This is a genomic window from Streptomyces sp. 11x1, from assembly GCF_032598905.1.
Lineage (GTDB): Bacteria > Actinomycetota > Actinomycetes > Streptomycetales > Streptomycetaceae > Streptomyces.
On the sequence record NZ_CP122458.1, the window covers coordinates 4,295,112 to 4,311,073 of the forward strand.

Annotated in this window: 13 protein-coding genes and 2 pseudogenes; 10 read left to right on the forward strand and 5 right to left on the reverse strand. The window is 71.7% G+C overall.

Going from position 1 to position 15,962, the window contains the following annotated elements:
• Positions 1 to 37 precede the first annotated feature (37 nt).
• Both P8T65_RS18695 and P8T65_RS18700 read left to right on the forward strand, forming a co-directional pair.
• Complete coding sequence (locus P8T65_RS18695; protein WP_316726436.1) at positions 38 to 940, forward strand: radical SAM protein; 903 nt, start codon at positions 38 to 40, stop codon at positions 938 to 940.
• A 54-nt stretch (positions 941 to 994) separates the two neighbouring features.
• A pseudogene (locus P8T65_RS18700) lies at positions 995 to 1,339 on the forward strand (DUF5131 family protein); the annotation flags it as partial.
• Between the two features lie 94 nt (positions 1,340 to 1,433).
• Here the strand turns inward: P8T65_RS18700 and P8T65_RS18705 are convergent.
• A complete protein-coding gene (locus P8T65_RS18705; protein ID WP_316726437.1) occupies positions 1,434 to 2,387 on the reverse strand; it encodes an alpha/beta fold hydrolase in 954 nt (317 codons plus the stop codon).
• A gap of 173 nt (positions 2,388 to 2,560) precedes the next feature.
• Between P8T65_RS18705 and P8T65_RS18710 the strand changes: the two genes are divergently transcribed.
• The 7 genes and pseudogenes from P8T65_RS18710 (at position 2,561) to P8T65_RS18740 (ending at position 10,526) form a co-directional block, all read left to right on the forward strand.
• Entirely contained in the window at positions 2,561 to 3,169 is a 609-nt protein-coding gene (locus tag P8T65_RS18710) for a TetR/AcrR family transcriptional regulator (RefSeq protein WP_316726438.1), read from the forward strand.
• Positions 3,170 to 3,577: 408 nt separating this feature from the next.
• Positions 3,578 to 5,072 (forward strand): annotated as a pseudogene (locus P8T65_RS18715) (MFS transporter).
• Positions 5,073 to 5,328: 256 nt separating this feature from the next.
• Positions 5,329 to 6,276 carry a class A beta-lactamase gene (gene bla, locus P8T65_RS18720; RefSeq protein ID WP_316726439.1) on the forward strand — a complete coding sequence of 316 codons (948 nt, stop codon included), beginning with the start codon at positions 5,329 to 5,331 and terminating at the stop codon, positions 6,274 to 6,276.
• 150 nt (positions 6,277 to 6,426) lie between these two features.
• Complete coding sequence (locus tag P8T65_RS18725) at positions 6,427 to 7,638, forward strand: pyridoxal phosphate-dependent aminotransferase (RefSeq protein WP_316726440.1); 1,212 nt, start codon at positions 6,427 to 6,429, stop codon at positions 7,636 to 7,638.
• A 314-nt stretch (positions 7,639 to 7,952) separates the two neighbouring features.
• A complete protein-coding gene (locus P8T65_RS18730) occupies positions 7,953 to 8,936 on the forward strand; it encodes a hypothetical protein (protein WP_316726441.1) in 984 nt (327 codons plus the stop codon).
• Entirely contained in the window at positions 8,933 to 10,096 is a 1,164-nt protein-coding gene (locus P8T65_RS18735) for a S8 family serine peptidase (protein ID WP_316726442.1), read from the forward strand. The genes P8T65_RS18730 and P8T65_RS18735 overlap by 4 nt, the downstream gene beginning before the upstream one ends.
• Before the next feature lie 34 nt (positions 10,097 to 10,130).
• The gene (locus P8T65_RS18740; RefSeq protein WP_184904919.1) at positions 10,131 to 10,526 is read left to right on the forward strand and encodes a molybdopterin-binding protein; all 396 of its coding nucleotides are present in this window, start codon (positions 10,131 to 10,133) and stop codon (positions 10,524 to 10,526) included.
• 28 nt (positions 10,527 to 10,554) lie between these two features.
• On the opposite strand, the gene P8T65_RS18745 is transcribed toward P8T65_RS18740, so the two are convergent.
• Both P8T65_RS18745 and P8T65_RS18750 read right to left on the reverse strand, forming a co-directional pair.
• Positions 10,555 to 11,541, reverse strand: a complete 987-nt coding sequence (locus P8T65_RS18745) for a phosphotransferase (RefSeq protein ID WP_316726443.1) — start codon at positions 11,539 to 11,541, stop codon at positions 10,555 to 10,557.
• Positions 11,542 to 11,621: 80 nt separating this feature from the next.
• Entirely contained in the window at positions 11,622 to 12,116 is a 495-nt protein-coding gene (locus P8T65_RS18750; RefSeq protein ID WP_316726444.1) for an ATP-binding protein, read from the reverse strand.
• A gap of 416 nt (positions 12,117 to 12,532) precedes the next feature.
• Here P8T65_RS18750 and P8T65_RS18755 point away from each other — a divergent pair, with 416 nt between their 5' ends.
• Entirely contained in the window at positions 12,533 to 13,303 is a 771-nt protein-coding gene (locus P8T65_RS18755; protein WP_316726445.1) for a transglutaminase domain-containing protein, read from the forward strand.
• 79 nt (positions 13,304 to 13,382) lie between these two features.
• Here P8T65_RS18755 and P8T65_RS18760 read toward each other — a convergent pair whose 3' ends face one another.
• Together P8T65_RS18760 and P8T65_RS18765 are read right to left on the reverse strand one after the other, a co-directional pair.
• Entirely contained in the window at positions 13,383 to 14,939 is a 1,557-nt protein-coding gene (locus P8T65_RS18760) for a HAMP domain-containing sensor histidine kinase (protein WP_316726446.1), read from the reverse strand.
• A 12-nt stretch (positions 14,940 to 14,951) separates the two neighbouring features.
• Entirely contained in the window at positions 14,952 to 15,695 is a 744-nt protein-coding gene (locus P8T65_RS18765) for a response regulator transcription factor (protein ID WP_184904929.1), read from the reverse strand.
• Positions 15,696 to 15,962 lie beyond the last annotated feature (267 nt).

The window sequence follows — 15,962 nt, forward strand, 5'->3', positions numbered from 1 at the left end:
GCATTGGGTGGAGCCTTAAGGGCTCCACCCTCATCATGTGCCGGGAGGCGCCCTCGAACTGATCGAGGACCGCGTCCAGGACTTCACGCACCGCGGGCCAGTGGCGGCTGCGGTGCGTAGTACTGGCGAGCGGTTCGAGGGCCTGGACTGGGCCGGTAAGGAGGCACTGCTGCAGACACTGAGGGACGCCGGTGTCTTGTGGTTGCAGATCACCGGCGGTGAGGCGCTGATCGACCGCGAGTTCGGCGCCGCGTACGAGTACGCCCACCAGCTCGGGATGATGGTCCAGGTCTCGTCCAACGGCTCCTCGCTGCGGAAGCAGCCGATCCGAGGCCTGTTCGCCCACCGCCGGCCGTACCGACTGACGCTGAGCGTCTACGGCGCCACCGCCGAGACGTACGACAAGGTGACGCGGAACCGCGGGGCGTTCGGCCGGTTCCTGAAGGGCCTGGACGCCGCCCGCGAGGACAGGCTGCCGGTCCGCCTGAACGTGATCGTCTCGGACGGCAACGCGCACGAGACAGCCGCGATGGTGTGCCTCGCGAATTCGTACGGCTTCCCGCACCAGGTCTTCACGAACATGCCGCCCACGATCGACGGCGAGGCGAACCCCCTGGCGACGCAGGCACTGGGTCATCTCAAGGCCCGCAGCGTCTTCACCGGCTGCACCGCCGGCCACACGTTCTTCCACGTCAACCCGCACGGCATCGCGTCGATCTGCAAAGTCGGCCGCGACCCGAGCGTGAACCTCATCACCGAGGGCGTCGAAGCCCTCCCCCGGCTCGGCGCGGTCGCCAAGTCCCTACAGCTCCGCACCGGTGGATGCTCCGGCTGCACGAAGGTCGGCACCTGTCGCACGTGCCGGCCGCTGGCCAGGCTCTACCAGGAGGCGGGGGACCGACGAGAGCTCTACTGCCAGCTTGGAGGTTACGGATCATGACTCCGCCCACCGCACTCCTGACCCCGCCCCGCGAACCGGTCGCTTCCCAATGTCTGGATCGGCACGTCGATCGAGTCGGATGAGTACTGCTGGCGGGCTGATGAGCTGCGGGGCATCCCTGCGGCTGTCCGGTTTCTGTCGCTGGAGCCGCTGCTTGGGCCAGTGCCGTCCCTGGAACTGTCGCGGATCGACTGGGTGATCGTCGGTGGTGAGAGTGGCCCGGCTCACCGGCCGCTGGACTTGGCCTGGGTCCGTGACATTCGCGATCGGTGTGTCGATCTTCAGGTGGCTCTGTTCTTCAAGCAGGTCGGCGGGCTGACCCCGAAGGCTGCAGGCCGCCTGCTCGATGGGCGGACCTGGGATGAGTATCCCGCCACGGCGGACGTGGTGGGTGCGTGAGGCCCTCGGAGTATGGGAACGCTGATAGCCCGCGAGCCCCACGGCATCATGCAGGTCGGCGGGAGTGACCATGACCATGAGGCTCGCGGACGGTCTACTTGGCTTCGACTCGTCCAACCGGGTCGGGGCCGGACGACAGGGCCTCGCGTGCGGTCTGCCAGGCGTTGTCGCCGGGGTGGAGCTGGCTGCGGAGGTAGGCGGAGGTGAGGCGGCCGACGGCAGCGACCCGTTCGGGGCTCTCGTCCGTGGTCTCGGCGACGTCGTATCCGGGGATTCCGCCGAGTGCGTGCCCCGCGCCGAACAGGGTGAGCAGGACCTTGGGGCCCGGGGCGAGGGTGTAGGGGTCGGCGTGCCAGTCGGGTCCCATGTCCGTGAAGTGCCGGGAGTCGTCCTCGTCGCCGGCGACGACCAGCACGGGTGTGGTCATCGTGGAGAAGTCGATGGTTCGGAAGACCGGCAGCATGTCGGCCATGGGCCCGTTGAGGACGTCACCCCTGCCAGGCGCGGCGAGCAGCACGCCCGCCTTGATCCGGGGTTCGAGCAGGCTCACTTCCTCGCCGTCGTCCGTGACGCGGGCGCCGAGCAGGAGGCTGGAGGTGAAGCCGCCGAAGGAGTGTCCGGCGACGGCGATCTTGGTGTGGTCGATCCGTCCGGCGAGCAGCGGTACGGCCTTCTCGATCTCGTCGAGCCGGTCGAGGATGTGGCTCATGTCCTCGGAGCGCGAGCGCCAGAAGAAGGGGGCTCCGGGGGCGTCGGCGACATGGTCGCTCAGTGTCCTGGAGGTGAGGTGGGTGGGCTGGATGACGACGAAGCCGTGGGCCGCCCAGAAGTTGGCGAGCGGCGCGTAGCCGTTGAGCGAGGACAGGTTGTTCGAGGGTCCCTGGCCGTGGGAGAGAAGGATGACGGGAAGGTCCGTGCCGGTCTCGGGCGCGGTGACCCGTACCTGGAGGTCCACGGGACGTCCGGGTATGGACAGCACCACCGGGCTGTAGGACAGGACCGGGGCCGACGAGCTCAGGGTGTCGGCGGTGGTGGTGGATGTGCTCATGATGCGCGGCTTCCTTATCTGCGGGCCTTGTCGGCCACCGGTCCGGTTCGGAAGCGGTAGGACAAGGGAGGTGGAGGCGCCCGGCTTTCAGCTAACCTGAAGTGGAGCGTCGCACCACTTAATATCCGGAACAGTGCTCCGTTTCGTCAAGTGGTGCCGGAAGGAAGAGCGTGATGCCCAGCGAGAGCCCCAAGGGGAAGGTACCGACCCGGAGCAAGCGGACCGACGCGGTGCGCAACCAGCAAACCGTGCTCACCGCCGCCGCCGAGGTGTTCGTCACCTCCGGAGTCGACGCGCCGATTCGCCAGATCGCCGAACGGGCGGGCGTCGGAATGGCCACGATCTACCGCCACTTCCCGACCCGGGCGGACCTCGTCACCGCCGTCTACCGCCATCAGATCGAGGCATGCGTCGAGGCCGGACCGAAGCTGCTGGCCAGTTCGGAATCCCCGTTCGACGCACTGCGTCAGTGGATCGACCTCTTCGTCGACTTTCTGGCCACCAAGCACGGACTCGCCGACGCGCTGCAGTCCGACAGCGACCGCTTCGCCACGCTGCACACCTACCTCGTCGACCGCCTGGAGCCCGTGAGCGCCCAACTCCTCGACGCCGCGGTCGAGGCGGGCGACATCCGGCCCGGCATCCAGCCCTACGAACTGATGCGCGGCATCGGCAACCTCTGCATCGGGCGCGACGACGACCCCCGCTACGACCCCCGCCGCCTGATCGAACTGCTCCTCCAGGGGCTGCGGCAACCTCGACCGGCCACCCTGACCACCTGAGTGCCTACTCGGGCCGGTCCACCAGCTCGGTGTGAGGCGAGCGCCGCTGCACCGCCGCGTCCAGTTCCCGGCCGACCGGCTTCGGCATCGGCCGGCCCAGCGCCCAGTCGATCACGGCTTGTCGTCGTGGAAGGCTCGCCACACGATGTTCGCCGACCGGCCACCGCGGCCGCGCCAGTCGTCTCCGGTCAGCGCGGCCCACGGATCGTTGTGCTAGATGAGGGTCCAGGCCGCGTCGAAGACGGCGATCGGGGTGTCGGTCAGGCGGTCGAGCAGGCGCTGCACGCCGGGGCAGATGCGCTGAGGCACCAGTCCGCCGCTTTCGGCGGCGTGCCCTGCCAGGCGGCAGGGCCCAGCCAAGACCCACGACAACGACGGACCATCCTGGTCGGGGTCTGCATCGCGCTCATGGCGGTCATCGCTTCGGTGTCCGGGCTGAACGTCGCCCAGCCGGAGCTCACCGTCGCGTTCGACGCCTCGCAAGCCGAGGTCTTGTGGTTCATCAACATCTACACCATCAGTCTGGCCGCGTTGCTGCTGCCGCTCGGCGCAACGGGTGACCGGTGGGGCCGCGGGCCGGTGCTGCTCGCAGGCCTGCTCGTCTTCGGAACAGCGAGTGCGGCGGCCGACCTTACCACGTCATCCGAGATCATGCTCGCCGCACGTTTCCTGAGCGGCGTAGGCGCAGCCATGATCATGCCGGTCACCCTCGCCGTCATCACCTCGACCTTCCCGGACGAGGAGCGTTCCAAGGCGATCGGCGTGTGGACCGGCGTCGCCGGCGGTGGAGGCATCTTGGGGATGTACCTGTCGGCCGTCCTGGTCGACCTGGCGAGCTGGCGGTGGCTCTTCGTCCTGCCGGTCGTGCTCGTCGTCGTGGCCACCGTCATGGCTCCGCGATCCATCCCGGACTCGCGCGAAGTGTCGGGGCACGGGTTCGACGCCGTCGGTTCGCTGTCGTCGGTGATCGCCGCCGTCGGGCTTGTCTTCTTTCTCCATGAGGGCCCCCAACGAGGCTGGGCCGCGCCCGCGACGCTGCTGAGCCTCCTCGTCGGCGTCATCGCCACCGTCGGATTTCGTGGCATGGGAGCTGCGACGGCAGGCTCCACTCCTCGACGTCCGCCTGTTCCGCCGGCGAGGTCTCGCGAGCGGTTCGGTGTCGCTCCTGACGGTCTTCGGCGTGCAGGCAGGGATCTTCGTGGTCCTCTTCCCGTACTTCCAGACGGTGCTCGGCTGGTCCGGCCTTCGCTCCACCCTGGCGCTCATGCCGATGGCGCTGCTGATGATGTTCGCCTCCGGCCTCGCCCCGCGGGCAGCCGCGCGCATCGGCACCCGCTCGACGATGGCCTCAGGGATATTCCCGGGCGGCACGGGACTGGTCCTCATGGCCGCCTTCGTCTCCGTCGACGGCGGCTACCTCTCGATTCTCCCCGGCATGCTCGCCATGGGACTCGGTATGGGGTTGACGATGACACCCTCCACCGAGGCCATCACCACCGCCTTGCCGCGTGAGCGTCAAGGTGTCGCGTCCGCGCTCAACGACGTCACCCGGGAGTTCGGCACCGCGCTCGGTGTCGCGCTGCTCGGAGCGGTCCTGACCGCCGGCTACCGCAGCGCCATCGACTCCCGGCTCGACGGAGTTCCGGGCGACGCCGCCGACGCCGCCCGCGAGGGCGTCGCCAACGCCCTCGCGGCCGCCGACGGGGCCGGCCCCCAGGCGCAGGCGCTCACCCGAGCCGCCCAGGAGTCCTTCGTCGACGGCTGGCAGCATGCCATGTGGGCAGGCGCAGCAGTCATGGCGATCCTGTTCGTCCACGTTCTCGCGAGAGGTCCGCAGCAACGGACCCAGAGTTCTGGTGGCCACAGCCGTGACTCCGACGATGTGGTCGTCGACCTGCGCTGACCTGTGAACTTGTCGTTCACTCTTCGGCCTCGCCATGCCGCGTAGTGGATCAGCGTCTCCGGCGCCGCCCGCGCTGTCCCCTCCAGGCTTCTGAAACGGATCCAGCCATGAGTCCGGCCGGTCGAATGCGAGCCCCGCGGAACAGCGCCGCCCGGCACGGCCTACGAACTGCGGGCGGGGTTCCCGGAACCCCGCCCTCGTCATATCGGTCAGAGACTACGACGACTCGATCACGACGACCTGTACGGAGACGACCTTGGCAACCACGAGAGCGCACTCACGTCCCCTCCCCCGCCGTCGGACGGCGCTCGGCCTCGGTGGGCTGGCGGCTCTGGGCACCGTCGGCGCGCTCGGCACGCTCGGTGCCGGGACGGCATACGCCTCGGGCGGTGCCGGTGCGGGGCTCTCCCGCCAGCTGGCGGAGCTGGAGCGGGAGTACTCCGCGCGGCTCGGGGTCTACGCCCATGACACGGCGACGGGGCGCACGGTGGCGTACCGCGCGGACGAGCGGTTCCCCCTCTGCTCGGTGTTCAAGACGCTCGCCGCCGGGGCGGTGTTACGGGACCTCGACCGCGACGGCGAGTACCTCGCCCGGCGGATCCACTACACGAAGGAGTACGTCGAGGCGGCGGGCTACAGCCCGATCACGGGCACGGCGGCGAACGTCGAGGCCGGTATGACGGTCGGGGAGCTGTGCTCCGCGACGGTCTCGCACAGCGACAACGGGGCGGGGAACCTGCTGCTGCGCGAGCTCGGCGGGCCGAGCGCGATCACCCGCTTCTGCCGCTCGCTGGGCGACCGGACGACCCGACTCGACCGCTGGGAGCCGGAGTTGAACACGGCGGAGCCATGGCGGACGACGGACACCACCACGCCTTCGGCCATCGGCGGGACGTACGCGCGGCTCCTCCTCGGCCGAGCCCTGCGGGACGCGGACCGGGAGCTGCTGACGGACTGGCTGATCGCCAACTCGACGAACGTCCAGCGGTTCCGGGCCGGCCTGCCCGCCGACTGGACGCTCGCGGACAAGACCGGCGGCGGGGCGGCGTACGGTGTCGCCAACGACGTCGGCGTTGTCTGGCCCCCCGGCCGCCCGCCCCTCGTCCTGTCCGTCCTTTCGACGAAACTCGACCCGGCGGGCCCCACGGACAACCCGCTGGTGGCCAGGGCGGCGGGCCTGGTGGCGGGGGCGCTCACGGCCTAACGGCACGCGGAACGGGCTGGAGGAGAGGAGGGCCCGGGGGTAGGGGCGAACCAGTGGTGGTCCCCCCTCGCCCCGGCCCCGCTCCACCCACCTGTCCGCACCCCGGTCGCCGCTGGCCTCCGGCCCCCTCCAGGCCGCAGCATGAGCGGCATGAGCAATGTGAACGACGTGAACGGCGACAGCGGCATGCGGGTCTCGCGGCGGGCCCGGGCCGTCGCTCCCTTCTACGCCATGGAGTTCGCCAAGCAGGCCGCCGCGCTGACCGCCCAGGGCCATGACGTCGTCAAACTCAGCCTCGGGGAACCGGACTTCGGCGCACCCCCGGCCGTCGTGGAGGCGATGCGGGAGGTGATGGACGGGCGGCCGATGACGTACACGGCGGCACTCGGACTGCCCGCCCTGCGGGAGGCCATCGCCGGGTTCTACGGCGACCGGCACGGCGTCGAGGTCGACCCGGGCCGGGTCGTCGTCACGGCCGGCGCCTCGGCCGCGCTCGTGCTGGCCACCGCCGCGCTCGTCGACCCCGGTGACGAGGTGCTCATCGGCGACCCGTCCTACCCGTGCAACCGGCAGATCGTGGAGAGCTTCGGCGCCGACGTCACGCTGGTGCCCACCACTGCCGCGAGCCGGTTCCAGCTGGACACGGCGGCGGTGCGGGCACACTGGACGGACCGTACGCGCGGGCTCATGGTCGCCACCCCGTCCAACCCGACCGGCACCTCCGTCCCGGCCGACGAGCTCGCCGCGCTCTGCGAACTGGCCCGTGAGCGGGACGCATGGCGTCTCGTCGACGAGATCTACCTCGACCTCGGCGACCACGACGAGCGAGGCCGGCCGCCGCGCAGCGCGTTGTCGTACGACCCCGGTGCCGTCGTGATCAACAGCTTCTCGAAGTACTTCGGGATGACCGGCTGGCGGCTCGGCTGGTGCGTCGTCCCGGAGCCTCTCGTACCGGCCCTGGAGCGGATGGCGCAGAACTATTTCCTCTGCGCCTCCGCCCCGGCCCAGCACGCCGCCCTCGCCTGTTTCACCCCAGAGTCCCTCGCGGTGTGCGAGGCGCGCCGGGTGGAGTTCGGCGAGCGGCGCGCGCTGGTCCTGGACGGGCTGGCACGGATCGGGCTGCCGGTCCCGGTGCCGCCCGACGGGGCGTTCTACGTCTACTTCGACGTCAGCGGGACCGGCCTGACCTCCTGGGAGTTCTGCGAACGGGCCCTGCGGGAGGCGCACGTGGCCCTGACGCCCGGCCGGGACTTCGGCACCCACACCGCCGACACCCACGTCCGCCTCTCCTACGCGGCCTCGACGGACGAACTGCGGGAGGGGATCGCCCGGTTGGGGAAGTTCATGACGACGCTGCGATGAGGCACGGCCCCTGGCATGGCTGGAACACGGTCTGACCGGTGGTGACGGGCCTGCTCGGAGTTCCACTTCCCGACGTGGGGGGAGGCCGGGGTCGCTTCCCTGTGGCGGCCGACGTCAATTCTCGACGGTGGTCGACTACCCGTCACCATGGCTCTATATGATCGGCGTTCGCATGTACGGGGGCATGTGCGGGTGCAACTTCGGCGTGTTCGCCACGCGTTGCCGCGTTCGCTCCGCGTCGCGGCGTCGGCGCCGCCCACTCCCCCCGTGCGTCGCGCGTCCTTCCGATGACACCGACGACGAGGAGAGGGGCCATGTCCTATCCGACACCGCCCCAGCGGCCCGGCCCTGCCGCAGGCCATGGACAACCGCCCAACCCCTACGGGCAGCACGGGCAACCGCCCCAACCGTACGGCCAACCGCCCCAGCAGGCGGCCTGGCCACAGCAGCCCCCGGCGCAGGCGCCCCACCCGGGCCAGGCGCCGCAGTACCCAGGTCCCACACCGCCCCACCCCGCCCCGGTCCCGACCCCTCCCCCGGCCAAGGGCGGCGCGGCCCGTGGGTGTCTCGCCGGCGCCCTCGGGTTCTTCGGGCTGCTCGGCATGCTCGGCGGCGGCCTCCTGGTCGGGCACGCGTACTCGAACGCCGCCCAGGACATTCCCAACCGCGACGGCTACGGCCCGACCATGTGGCGGAACGAGCCGGCGGACCAGCTCTTCCCCGACGCCCTGGCCCCCCGGGTGAGAGCGACGACCACGAAGCCGGACGGCTCGCGGGCCACCTGGCACCGGATCGGCATATCCGAGGACACCGACTGCACGAAGGGCCTGAACAAGGTCACCTCGGCCGCCGTCGCGAAGCTCGACTGCGAGGCGGTGCTGCGCGCCACGTACGTGGACCCCACGGGGAACACCGTCGGCACGGTCGCGCTGATCGTGCTGCCCACCGGGGAGTCCGCGAAGGCGGAGATGACCGCGTTCTTCGAGAAGGACGAGGACAAGCTCGACCCCGAGGTCGGGGTGAAGGCGTTCACCGTGCCCGGCACCATCGCGGCGAAGTGGAGCGACGCGCGCAGCAACGGCGGGGCGGGGGTCACCGTTCCGGAATCGTCGTTGCCGTATGTCGTCGTGGCCTCCACCGGCGCGGTCGACGGCCGTGAGGCGGGCCATCTGCCGGGCGAGTACGGCAGCCACAACTGGGACGCGGGCGACGACCGCGCCGCGTGGCGGGGCGCGGCGAAGGCCCTGTGCGAAGACGTCAGTTACCACCTCGGTGACCTGTTGCTGGAGACCTCATGAGCGGCACGACCATGCGGCGGACCGGCGTCCTCGCGTCCACGGCGGCGCTGCTGCTCGCCACGGCGGCCACGGGCACGGCGAGCGCGGCCGAGACGACCCCCCGGTCCTGGGAGTACCAGGCGCTGAAGCTGGGCGCGGCACAGCAGGTCGCCCAGGGCGAGGGCGTCACCGTCGCGGTCCTCGACACCGGCGTGGACGCCGACCATCCCGCTCTGAAGGGGAAGGTGACCACGGGCCCCGACTACATCGGGGAGGGCTCGGACTCCGAGGAGGCGGACAACGAGGGCCGGCACGGTACGGCGATGGCCTCGGACGTCCTCAAGGTCGCCCCGAAGGCGAAGATCCTCTCGCTGCGGGTGACCGACGGGAGCGGCGAGCCGGGGTACAGCAAGGGCGGCAACCCCATCGCGCAGGGGATCGACTACGCGATCGAGCACGGCGCGGACGTGATCTCCATGTCGATCGGCGACCAGATGCTCGGCAACAGCTACGACGAGGACGAGACCGACGCCCTGGGCCGCGCCGCCCTGGCGGGCGTCCCGGTCCTCGCCTCGGCGGGCAACAACGGCGACCTCTTCAACGACGCCCAGTACCCGGCGGGTTACCCGGGTGTGATCGCGGTCGCCGCGCTCCAGCAGGACGGCACCCGGGCCGCGTTCTCCACCGTGCGGACGTACAACGCGGTCGCGGCACCCGGCGTGGACATCATGAGCGCGAGCGACGGCGGCGGCTACGCGACGATCGACGGCACCTCGCCCGCGACGGCGCTCGCCTCCGGTGTCGTCGCCCTGATGCTCTCCCGCAACGACAAGCTGACCCCGGCCCAGGTCAGGACGATCCTGACCACGACCGCCGGGCACGCCGCCCAGGGGCACAGCCCGCTGGACGGGTACGGCATCGTCGACGCGCCCGCCGCGGTCGAGGCCGCGGGGAAGCCGCCGGAGGACCGCACCGCGCCGGTGGCGTACAAGGGCGAGGAGCACCTGGCCACCCCGGACGGCACGTCGAAGACCAAGCACCCCGAGTTGGACTCGGAGCTGGTGACGATCGGGGGCGGTGCGGCGGCGGTCGGGCTGCTGCTGGCCGTGGTGGCGGTGTTCGTCGGCCGGGCGGGCCGACGGCGTACGGCACCGGTCGCGGGCGGCGCCGGGGCGCGCTGAGCGTATTCTCGCCGGCCCGCATATCTTGGCGCCCATGCAGTCCTACACGATCGGGCAGGCCGCGCGGCTGCTCGGGGTCAGCCCCGACACCGCGCGGCGCTGGGCGGACGCGGGCCGGATGGCGACGCGACGCGACGAGAGCGGGCGTCGGCTCATCGACGGGAAGGACCTCGCGGCCTTCTCCGTACGCCTCGCCCGGGACGCCGCCGACGAGGCCGAGGTTCCGTACACGTCGGCGCGCAACGCCTTCTCCGGCATCGTCACCGCCGTGAAGCTCGGTGACGTGGCGGCCCAGGTCGAGATCCAGGCGGGTCCGCACCGCCTGGTCTCCCTGCTCACCCGGGAGGCCGTGGAGGAACTGGGCCTGGAGGTCGGCATGGAGGCCACGGCCCGGGTGAAGTCCACGAACGTCCACATCGACCGGACATGAGCGCCGTCCCTCCGTCACCGAGGGCCGGTCACCACTCGGGGGCGAGGGCGGCCACCAGCCGGTCGACGGCCGCGGGGTCCGGCAGCCTGGCCTTGGCCAGCAGCTCCACGATCTGCCCGTCCGCGAACTCCCGCTGTGCCGCGGTGACTTCCGGATCGATCGCGCACTCGGCCTGCACCCGCACATAGTTCAGCTCGGTCGCGAAGAGCATGGAGAACGACTCCACGCCCTTGATACGCCCGGGCCCTCCGGCCGCCACGTAGCCACGCACCAGCCGCCGGGCGGACGCGGCGCGGAAGCCGTTCCCGCCGGCCCACACATGGACGGCCCGGGCGAGTTCCCGCTCCGCCGAGACGGGCCCGGCGTTGTCCCAGTCGAGGAGGGCGGGTCCGACCGGCCCCACCAGCACGTTCTGCGGCCGCATGTCGAGATGCGAGGTCACGGTGTCGCCCCCCCCGGACGGGGTGACGTACGCCGCCAACTCCACCGCCCGAGTGACCGCGAACCGCTCCAGCGCCGCCGCCCACGGCACCCCGGCCCGCCGTACCGCCTCGCACACCCGAGCCCACTCCGCCGGCCCAGGACACCGCTCGTACCAGTCGTTCGGCGTCTCCCCGGTCCCCTCCCCGGCCCGGTGCAGCAGCGCGAGGGTCCGCCCGCACCAGGTGAGCAGCTCCGGGTCACGGGGGTCCGCCTCGCTCCCGTCCACCCAGCCGTACACCTTCACGTACGCCCCGCCCATCGACTCCGGGAGCCGTGACACATACGCCCCGTGCCGGTCCGCGAGGAAGCGTGGCGCCGAGATCCCCAGCCCCTCCGCCGCGTTCCGCAGCCCGGCCTCCCGAGCGACCTGCTCCTCGTCACACCCGAACAGCAACTCCTTGACCGCCCACACCCCGTCGCCCCCGGACAACCGCCAGATCTGCCCCAGGGCCCCACGGGCGACGGGCGCCATCTCCCAGGCCCCGCCTCCCAGTCCGTACGCATCCGCTATGAACCCGGCCCTGCTCCGCATGCGGCCACCCTTCGTTCGACCCACGGCATGTAATACGCGAACGGGACCGGTCACAAACGGATTTGGGCCCGTGCGGGCCCTCACCTGGTCAGGGACGCGCTCGGTGCCGCCAGGTCGAACCAGACCGCCTTGCCGTCGGGGTGGACGAGGTTGCCGCCGGCCGGGAGGGCCGCGGCGGTGCCCCAGTGCCCTTCGGTGAGGGCGTCCACGAGGTAGAGCCCGCGTCCACCCTCCTCCCAGCCGCCCGGCGTCAACTCCCGCATGACCGGCGGGCTCTCGTCCCCGTCGAAGACGATCACGCGCACGCGCCAGGTCTCCACCGACAGCCAGAGAACCGATCCTCCGCCCTTGGCGTGCACACAGGCGTTCGTGACCAGCTCGGACGTGCACAGGGCGGCCGCGTCGACGAGGGTGTCGAGCCCGAGGGCGCGCAGGACGGTGGCGACGAAGTCACGGGCGATGAGCGGGGAGGTGTCGAGGGACGGACAGAACAGGGTGTACGTCGTCGCCGCGGGCGAGAGCCAGGGGGCGGCACCGGGGAACGGGGCGCGGAGACTACGGGCGGTTTCGGTCACGGGTGATCAACTCCATTGCGACGAGAAGGGATTGCTCGCCTCCCTACCGCGTCCGTGGCTCCTCCTCGGGTGTCGACGGCCGGGGGTGCGCTGACGACTGGCGCACAGATGAGTAGCCTTGCGGTGCAGGTTAGTAATCGTTCGAGCACTCTCCGTGAGCGCAGGAATGACCGTAGTCGGCCCGTTCGCGCCGCCGCAATGGGGTCGGTGGAAGTACTACGAAAGCGCGTCGCCCTAGGCCCTGTCGTCTGGATCACGCCCGGGCCGCGGGGCCTGGAGCCCCGGCCCGACCCTCACCCCGAGTGGTTCGCGAGCCGGTCGGAGGGTCGTGTGATGATGGGCGGGAGGGTGCCCGCAGGGGGCGGGCGGCGCTCCGCCGGGAGCGCGGACACAACGGGTACGGGGACGGAACCGTCATGACCAGTCGGCTGCTCATGTCGTACAACGCGCAGGTCAAACGGGCCGCGGTGAATGTGCGGGAACCCTCGGGCGTGCTCGGCTCCACCCGGGCCACGCAGATCCTGGACCATGACGACCCGCTGGTCGGGGCGGTCGCGCGCCGGGTGCTGAACGAGGCCACACCGCGTGACGCGCTGCGGACCGCGCACCGGATCATCGCCCGGGACGTACGGCCCGTGTACTCGGTGGAGGACCGCCGGCGGGTGTCGCGGACGCTGCGGCTGCGGCGCGGCTCGTGCAGTCAGCGGATGGCGGCACTGGAGGCGGTCGCACGGGCGGTCCGGGTGCGGACGCGGGTGCGCGGGCTGCTGGTGGACGGGGCCTTCTGGTATCCGCGGTTCCCTCGGCTGAAGCCGTTCGTGCCGGAGCAGGTCCTGCTGGCCTGGCCGGAGTTCAGGATCAGCGGCGCCTGGGTCCCCATCGGCGAACTCTTCGACTCCCCCGCCCCCGGCGGCGACGGCGAGGGCTTCGCCAACAAGGGCGGCGAGACCCTCTTCGACGCGGTGGCCCGTACGGGGGTCCGCTGGGACGCCTGCGGCACCGAGGCCGGCACCGGATCCGGCCCCGCCTGCGATCTCTCCGCCCGGGTCGTCGCCGACCTCGGCCGCTTCGACGACCGCGACGAACTCTTCACCCGCCACGGCCAGACCCTGTGCTGGACGGCCCGCACCCTGAGCGAACCGGTCCTCGGCCGTTGGAGCGCGGGAGCGACCCGCCCGAGGCCCTGAACCACCCACTCCGCCCGAGCCGCTCGCGCCCCGCCCACCTCGTCAGCCCTCGCACATCGGCACGTACCGTCCCGCCCCGTCACCCGGCGCCGCCGACGCTCCCTCCGCCGTCGGCGACCCCCCGTACCGTGAAGCCGGTCACCAGGCCCCCGCCCTCGCGGCGGAAGGCGAACGGGGCACCCTCGTGGGCGGAGGAGACGGCTCGGACGATCGAGAGGCCGAGGCCCGAACCGGGCAGACTGCGGGCGTCGGGGGCCCGATAGAAGCGGTCGAAGATGCGTTCGAGGTCGCAGTCGGGGACGCCGGGGCCCCGGTCGAGGACCTCGACGCGGACCACGTCCGAGTCGTGGCCGGGTCCGCCCGGAACGGCGAGCCCGCCCAGGTCGCCGCGGTCCCCCAGCTCACCCAGACCGCCCAGCTCACCGAGGGCCCCCGCCGGCCCCCGGGCCACCACGACCTCGATCGCCCCCGAGCCGCCGCGGTCGAACTTGGCCGCGTTCTCCACCAGGTTGGAGATGGCCCGCTGCAGCGCCCCGGCCCTCCCCTCGACGGTCGTGTCCCCGGCCACCCGGACGACGATCTCGCGCCCGGTGCGCCGCCGCGCGGTCCCGGCGACCTCCTCCGCGAGGTCGGCCAACTGCACCCGCTGCACCGGCTCGGTGCTCGACTGCCCGGCCGCGAGGTCGACCAACTCGTTCACCAGGTCGGTCAGTTCCAGGGCCTCCTGGGAGAGGTCGTCGACGAGTTCCTCCCGTACCCGCGGCGGCAGCTCGTCGATGCGCCGGAGCAGGGAGATGTTGGTACGCAGGGACGTGAGGGGCGTGCGCAGTTCGTGTCCCGCGTCCTGGACCAGGCGCCGTTGGTCCTCCTCCGACTGCGCGAGCCGAACCAGCATGCGGTCGAAGGAGCGGCCCAGCCGCCCCACCTCGTCCCGGCCCGCGACCGGCACCTGGATGCCGAGATGCCCGGTCCGGGCCACGTCCTCCGCCGCCCCCGCCAGCTGCACCAGCCGCCGGGTCTGCCGCCGCGCCAGCCACCACCCGAACAGCCCGGCCGAGATGACGACACCGGAGACGAACAACAGGGTCCGTTGCTGCAGCTCCCGCAGCAGGTCCTCCGTGTCGCTGAACTCCTGCGCGACCTGCACCGCGCCCCGGCCGCCGCCGAGCGCGACGGTCACCACCCGGTAGCGGTCGTTGCCGACCTCGACCTCGCCGTGCTCCACCGTCACCCCCGCCGGCGCCGCGTCGGCCGTACGGCGGTCGGCGTCACGGACGGGCAGGCCGGGGGCGCCCTTGTCGAGGATCTCCCCGTGCGGGCCGAGCACCTGGACGTCCGTCCGGCCGGAGCGGATCAGGTCGTCGCGCGGACCGCCGGTGTCGCCCGACGCGAAGTCCTCCGGCGTCAGCGGGTCCTGCTCCACCAACTCCCGCAGATCACGCACGACCTCGGCGAACACGGTCTGCTCGTCGACCCGCACCAGCCGCGCCGCCGCGCTGTAGCTGAGGATCCCGACGAGGACGGTGACGACACACGCCACCGCCACGAACGACACGGTGAACGTGGCCCGCAGCGAGGGGACCGGACGCAGCCGGGAGAGCAGCCGGGACACCCGGACGCCACGGAGCGGCGGCATCGCGCGCAGCCCTCAGTCTTCCCGCAGCGCATACCCCACACCGCGCACGGTGTGGATCAGCGCCGGTGCCCCGGGCTCGTCGAGCTTGCGGCGCAGATAACCGACGTAGACGGCGAGGTTCTTCGAGCCGGGACCGAAGTCGTAGCCCCAGATCCGGTCGTAGATGGTCGCGTGGTCGAGGACGATGCCGGCGTTGCGGACCAGCAGTTCGAGCAGGTCGAACTCGGTCCGGGTCAGCTCCAGTTCCCGCGCCCCGCGCCACGCCCGCCGCGCCTGGACGTCCATGCGCAGGCCGGCGGCCGTGAGGAGCCCGCCGGAGTCCGGGGCCGCAGCATGGGTCTGGGCTGCGGCCGCCGACGACGGGGCCGGAGCCGCGAACCCGTCCGAACCGCCCGTCCGCCGCAGCAGCGCCCTCAACCGCGCGAACACCTCTTCGACGTCGAACGGTTTGACGACGTAGTCGTCCGCTCCGGCGTCGAGGCCGGCGATCCGGTCGGCGGTCTCCACGAGCGCGGTGAGCATCAGGATCGGCGTCCTGTCACCCTCCGCGCGCAGCACCCGGCAGACCTGGAGGCCGTCTATGCCGGGCATCATCACATCGAGCACGAGCACGTCGGGCCGGTTGCGGTGCGCCTGGGCGAGCGCCTCGACGCCGTCGGCGACCGCCGTGACCTCGTACCCCTCCAGGGTCAGCGCGCGTTCCAGGGCATGGCGGATGGCGCGGTCGTCCTCGGCGAGCAGCACGTTCTGGGGCACCCCACCAGTCTGCCAAGGTCACGGGCGCCCACCACCTCGTCCAGAGCACCGGACCGCCCTTCTTACCGGCCTCTCACCCCGACCGCGCGTCCGGCTTACTCCTCAGACGCAGCCTGTCCGTGTGACACCCCGCCGCACGGGAACCCGGGCAGAGCGAGCAGATGAAGTACAAAGGGTCCCGATCGACCAAACCGGCACCATCAACCACAACATCGGACAATGACACCACCTCCGCACAACTGCATCACCGCACCGCTCACGCCGTCG